A 6,130-nucleotide genomic window follows, 5' to 3' on the forward strand; every position below is an offset into this window, starting at 1 on the left:
CATAAAACAAGAGGAAGCTCAAATGAGCTTCCTCTTGTGAAAAATTGTGGGACAGCAATGGAGTCAAGCTCCTCTTTTTTAGACCCAGTTTTTAAAAGCGCTGACCTTCAGCAACTTTCTGTTTGAGTAACTGTGGTGCTTTGAAACGTTCGCCATATTTACGTTCCAGGATTTCAGCACGATTCAAGGCCTTGGTTAAACCATACTGGTTCAAGAACTGCACTGCACCTCCCGTCCAGGCGGCAAAACCAATTCCAAAGATTGAACCAATATTGGCATCGACCACTGACTCCAGCACACCTTCTTCCAGACAGCGTACGGTATCCAGCGCTTGAACAAACAGGAAGCGGTCTATCATTTCCTGTTCAGAAATATCCACTTCTTTATACCAATGCTCCAAGCCAGACCACAGCTGCTTTTTGCCACCTTCAGGATAATCATAAAAACCTGCACCAGCAGCTTTGCCTTTACGGTTAAACTCATGAATCATGGTTTGAATCACGGCATCTGCATCGGTGCTTGGGCGTTCTTTGCCTTGTGCTGCCAGAGCCTTACGGGTTTCTGCAGCTACATGCTCAGAAAGTGTCAGAGAGACTTCATCTTGAATAGCAAGTGGTCCGACCGGCATACCTGCTTTCAGCGCAGCCATTTCAATACGGGCTGGATGCATCCCTTCGGCGAGCAAACGTAAACCTTCCTGTACAAAGGTTCCAAAGACACGGCTGGTAAAGAAGCCACGGCTGTCATTCACTACAATCGGTAGCTTGCCAATCTGCTGCACAAAGTCAAATACCTTGGCCAGTGTTTCTGCTGAAGTATTTTTCCCCTTAATGATCTCGACCAGTTGCATCTTGTCGACTGGGCTAAAGAAATGCAGACCGATAAAATTCACCTGATTTTGAGAGGCTTGAGCCAAGTCACTGATGGGTAGAGTCGAGGTATTGGATGCCATTACACCGTTGGATGCTAAATATTGCTCTGCTTCCTGAGTAACTTTGGCTTTGAGTTCCTGATTTTCAAATACTGCTTCAATGATCAGGTCACAGCCTTGAAAATCTGCTGCTTCTGTCGTGGTGTGAATCAGACTTAAAATCTGGTCACGTTTTTCAGCTGTTAAGCGGCCTTGGTCTACTTTTTTATCAAGTAATTTCTGGCTATAGGCTTTGCCTTTTTCAGCAGCTTCGACCGAAATATCTTTTAGTACCACCTGAATGCCTTTGCTGGCAGTGACATAGGCAATACCTGCACCCATCATACCTGCACCCAAAATACCTACTTTAGTAGCTTTCCATGGCGCAAAGTCTTTAGGACGACTGGCACCTGATTTAATGGCATTCATGCCATGCCAGAATGTACCGATCATGTTCTTGGAAATCTGGCCGGTAGCGAGATAGGTGAAATAACGCGACTCAATTCTCAGTGCGGTATCAACATCAACCTGAGCGCCTTCAACCGCAGCGGATAAAATGGCTTCAGGAGCTGGATAGCACCCCTTGGTTTTATCACGCAGCATCGCAGGAGCAATGGCCAGCATCTGTGCAACGGCAGGCGAAGAAGGAGAGCCTCCCGGAATTTTGTAACCTTTTACATCGAAAGGCTGTTGGGATTGCGGATGTTGTTTAATCCAGGCTATAGATTTATCTAGTAACTCATCCAGTGAGTCGGCTGTGTCATGTACCAGTCCCAAAGACTTGGCTTTTTCTACACCGAACTGTTTGCCTTCCATCAGTAAAGGTAAGGCATTTTGCAGGCCTAGCAGACGAACCATACGGACAATACCACCACCGCCTGGTAGCAAGCCTAAAGTGACTTCAGGTAAACCAAACTTGGTTTTGGCATCATTGAGGGCAATACGATGATGGGCACATAAAGCGATTTCCCAACCACCACCGAGTGCGGTGCCATTTAAAGCTGCCACCACAGGAATGCCACGCGTTTCGATATAGCGTAATTTGGCTTTCATGTCTTCAATCATATTGAAGAATTCAGTGGCATGTTCAGGCGTCGCCTGAATCAGCTCATCCAGATCACCGCCAGCAAAGAATGTCTTTTTAGCTGATCGGAAAATAATTCCGGCGATCTGTTCATCTGCCTGTAACTGGGCAGCGACTTCTTCCAGAGCCGTGCGAAAGTCGGCATTCATGGTATTGGCGGACTGGTTTGGAGAATCAAAGGTCAGAATGACAATATGATCTTCAGTTTTTTGATATTGAATTGCGCTCATGCTGATCTCCTTATACCAACTCAATAATGGTTGCGATGCCCATACCACCCCCCACACACAGGGTGGCCAGTCCACGTTTCTTACCTTGACGTTCCAGTTCATCCAGTAAAGTGCCTAGAATCATGGCACCGGTCGCACCGAGTGGATGTCCCATGGCAATGGCACCACCATTGACATTGACTTTGGCAGGATCAACCTTCATTTCATTGATAAAGCGCATCACCACAGCAGCGAAAGCTTCATTGACTTCAAACAGATCAATATCATCAATGGTGAGTCCGGCTTTGGCTAAAGCCTTACGTGCAGCCGGGGCGGGGCCAGTCAGCATAATGGTTGGATCGGCACCAACCAGCGCCGTTGCCAGTACTTTGGCGCGTGGCTTGAGATTTTGCTGTTGCACTGCCTGTTCGGAGGCAAGTAATACGATTGCTGCACCATCCACAATGCCTGAAGAATTACCCGCATGGTGTACATGGTTTACAGAGCCTACTTCCGGATATTTCTGTAGAGCGATGGCATCAAAGCCTATCTGGCCCATCGTTGCAAAACTTGGCTTTAATGCACTTAAGCCTTCTGCAGTTGTTGTCGGTTTAATGAATTCATCTTTGTCTAGAATCACGACGCCAGCTTTATCTTTCACTGGAATAATGGATTTATCAAAATAACCATTCGCTTGGGCTGCTGACGCTTTCTTTTGTGATTGCTCGGCGAATTGATCTACATCTGCACGACTATAACCATCAATGGTCGCGATCAGGTCAGCCCCGATGCCTTGTGGAATAAAATCGCAAGCCATATTGGTTTCAGGATCTAAAGCCCACGGGCCGCCATCAGAACCCATCGGAACACGAGACATGGATTCAACGCCACCCGCAACGACCAGATCTTCCCAGCCTGAACGAACTTTTTGTGCTGCCAGATTTACAGCTTCCAGGCCTGAAGCACAGAAACGGTTGATCTGAACACCAGCCACATCATTGTCCCAGCCTGCGGCAATTGCAGCAGTTTTGGCAATGTCTGCACCCTGATCACCGATTGGAGTCACACAGCCCAGCACAATATCATCCACCTGAGATGTATCCAGGTTATGGCGTTCTTTCAGTTCATTTAAGAGCGTAGTCAGTAAACTAATTGGTTTAACTTCATGTAATGATCCGTCTTTTTTTCCCTTTCCGCGTGGCGTGCGAATGGCATCAATAATATAGGCCTCGCTCATACAATATCCTTTTCTTGCTTTATTGAAATTGTTCTAATGCTTCGAGTGTAATGATTAAATCTTGAAGTGCAATGACGAGAACGGACCAGATCATTTGAGCAATTTGGTCAGTCTTGATGGATTAAAAAGCGGGCATAAAAAAGCCCAAGTCTGGAGCTTGGGCGAGGGGCTTGTAGCGCTTAATAAACGACACTTTTCAAGTATACAATTTTATAGCAAGGTTTTTAATGGTAACCGTGTAACTGACGGTATAGGCCTGGTGTTACCCCTGTCCATTTTTTGAAAGCACGGTGGAAAGTACTGGTTTCACTAAAGCCAACCTGTTGTGCAACATCTTCCAGAGTCAGATCTGGGTTAAGTAATAAGTGAATTGCAGCATCACGGCGCAGTGCATCTTTCACGCCCTGATAGCTTTTGCCTTCAGCAGCCAGACGGCGACGCAGGGTTTGCGGAGACAAGTAGAGCATCGATGCGACATCGTTCAAGGTCGGCATTTCTTCACCAATCTGGCTCTTTAATACATCACGGATCCGAGAAGTCAGCGAGTTGGTATTTTTAAATTTAACTAGAAGTTGAGCAGGTGCTGCTTTGAGGAATTCTTCTAGCGTTTCTTCATTCTGGCGAATTGGCAGATCTAGATAATCCGCTGCAAAGGTAATTTCAGTACGAGGCATATCGAATTGCATCACAGGTGCAAAGAACAGCGCATCGTATTCATCTGCATGTGCAGGACGAGGATAGCTGAAATGTACACGTTCCAGTGGCAGACGACGTTCAATTAACCACGATGCCAGACCATGCCAGATCATTAGCATGCTTTCGGTAATAAAGTGTTCCGGATCCATCGAATTTGGAATCAGGGGAACCAGACGCGCTTCGTGCTTGTCACGCTCTAGGGTTACAGACCAGTCATCACCAAAGAGTTTGTAAAATTGTGAAGAAAGCTCGAGTGCATCGCCCAGCGTTTTGGCATGGATGATCAACTGGCACATAATCGCGAAAGTGCCCAGACGACGCGGCTGTTTATCAAAACCGACATGTTCGTCCTGAGTCACCATCCAGAGCATCTTGATAAAACGGGTATATTGTTCAGGCGAAATACGGGCCTTCGGCTGATGCAGAAGCTCGGCTTCAATCCCAACGTGAGACAATAAAGTATCGACATCCATGCCCAGGCGCTTAACGCCGTATAAGGCTGCATTGACGAAATGGATACTGATCGTATCACGACTCATGTTTAATCCTTCAGTCTCTTTAATGTTCACTAATATTTGACCTAAATGACAAAAAATAAAAAATCAATGGCAATTTACAAGAATGCAATTACCATTTTCTTACATGTTAAATTGCCGAAACTATCAAGGTAAATGGCTGAACATGACATTGTTTTTGGGCATTTATGTTCTTATGATGAGGCAAAAAGCGATATAAATAGAGTAATAACTCCAATGTCATATGCATTAAAAGGTTTGAAAATATTAGATTTTTCTACATTATTACCCGGTCCATTTGCCACGTTATATCTTGCAGACATGGGTGCAGAAGTTGTGCATATTGAATCACCCACACGTCCTGATCTGGTGCGTTTAATGCCACCTTTTGCACATGGACAGGCCACAACGCATAATTATCTGAACCGAAACAAACATTCTGTCGCACTGGATTTAAAGAATCCCGAACATATTGAACAGATCAAATCCCGAATTGCAGATTATGACATTGTCGTAGAACAATTTCGCCCAGGTGTGATGCAACGGCTTGGCCTGGATTATCCAACGCTCAGTGCGCTTAATCCACGCTTAATCTATTGCTCGATTACCGGTTATGGTCAGACGGGTTCTTATAAAGATCGGGCAGGGCATGATATTAACTATTTGGCTTTATCTGGGATTGCTGGGCATAGTGGCCGGCTTGAAAGCGGACCACCGGCAATGGGAATCCAGATTGCTGATGTCGCGGGCGGCTCTATGCATGCGCTGGTTGCCATTCTGGCAGCGGTGATTGAGCGGCAGAGCAGTGGTCAGGGACAATATATTGATATTTCCATGACCGATTGCGCGGCGACATTAAATAATATGGCAGCTTCTGCCAGTCTGGCGGGTAATCAGCATCAGCAAATAGAATCAGGTTACTTAAATGGCGGTACCTTTTATGACTATTATCAGACTCAGGATGATCGCTATCTATCAATAGGCAGTCTGGAGCCTCAATTCATGCAAGGTCTGGCACAATTACTAGATTTGCCGATTATTCTGGAAAAAGGAACTTCTTTCGTACCTGAAGATCATGCTTTAGTGAAACAGGCGATTCGCGATAAAATCAGATCCCAACCTCTATCTCACTGGCAAGTCTTATTTTCTCAGGCGGATTTCTGTGTCGAACCTGTATTAAAGCTTGATGAAGCTCTGCATTCTGAGCTGGCGCAGCAACGTGAATGGGTGGTACAGGTGCCAGTTAAAGCTGATCAGCTGGAGCAAACTGAAGCTCAACTGGCTTGCCCGATCAAGTTTTCAAGATCAACTATGCGATATCAATTTATCGGTCAGGCTTTAGGCGAAACCAAAGAGTGGTAATTGAGCGACTTTCTTATTTTGGTTTATGAAAAAAACTGCTAAAGATTTAAAAAATAAATCATTCACATTAAAAATCAGAGGAAGCTGATCTAAAGCTTGGCGAATTCAAACATGAGG

General features: G+C 45.5%; 4 protein-coding genes. 1 reads left to right on the top strand and 3 read right to left on the bottom strand.

Going from position 1 to position 6,130, the window contains the following annotated elements; translation table 11 throughout:
- Positions 1–91: 91 nt before the first annotated feature.
- The 3 genes from B3Q46_RS11790 to B3Q46_RS11800 all read right to left on the bottom strand — a co-directional run bounded on the left by B3Q46_RS11790 (position 92) and on the right by B3Q46_RS11800 (position 4,675).
- On the bottom strand, positions 92–2,224 hold the full coding sequence (locus B3Q46_RS11790) for a 3-hydroxyacyl-CoA dehydrogenase NAD-binding domain-containing protein (protein ID WP_286715945.1): 2,133 nt from the start codon (positions 2,222–2,224) through the stop codon (positions 92–94).
- 10 nt (positions 2,225–2,234) lie between these two features.
- Positions 2,235–3,440, bottom strand: a complete 1,206-nt coding sequence (locus B3Q46_RS11795) for an acetyl-CoA C-acetyltransferase (RefSeq protein WP_286715948.1) — start codon at positions 3,438–3,440, stop codon at positions 2,235–2,237.
- A gap of 224 nt (positions 3,441–3,664) precedes the next feature.
- A complete protein-coding gene (locus B3Q46_RS11800; protein WP_004785199.1) occupies positions 3,665–4,675 on the bottom strand; it encodes an AraC family transcriptional regulator in 1,011 nt (336 codons plus the stop codon).
- Between the two features lie 213 nt (positions 4,676–4,888).
- On the opposite strand from B3Q46_RS11800, the gene B3Q46_RS11805 reads away from it, so the two are divergent.
- Positions 4,889–6,013: a CaiB/BaiF CoA transferase family protein gene (locus tag B3Q46_RS11805; protein WP_286715952.1), complete on the top strand. Its 1,125-nt coding sequence runs from the start codon at positions 4,889–4,891 to the stop codon at positions 6,011–6,013.
- The last annotated feature ends 117 nt before the right edge of the window (positions 6,014–6,130 follow it).

It is taken from the genome of Acinetobacter sp. UBA2581 (genome assembly GCF_002339435.1).
Classification (GTDB): domain Bacteria; phylum Pseudomonadota; class Gammaproteobacteria; order Pseudomonadales; family Moraxellaceae; genus Acinetobacter; species Acinetobacter variabilis.

Bases quoted from the DNA above. Each gene is read 5' to 3' on its own strand.
- B3Q46_RS11800 (WP_004785199.1), bottom strand. From the start codon at position 4,675: ATGAGTCGTGATACGATCAGTATCCATTTCGTCAATGCAGCCTTATAC.
- B3Q46_RS11790 (WP_286715945.1), bottom strand. From the start codon at position 2,224: ATGAGCGCAATTCAATATCAAAAAACTGAAGATCATATTGTCATTCTG.
- B3Q46_RS11795 (WP_286715948.1), bottom strand. From the start codon at position 3,440: ATGAGCGAGGCCTATATTATTGATGCCATTCGCACGCCACGCGGAAAG.
- B3Q46_RS11805 (WP_286715952.1), top strand. From the start codon at position 4,889: ATGTCATATGCATTAAAAGGTTTGAAAATATTAGATTTTTCTACATTA.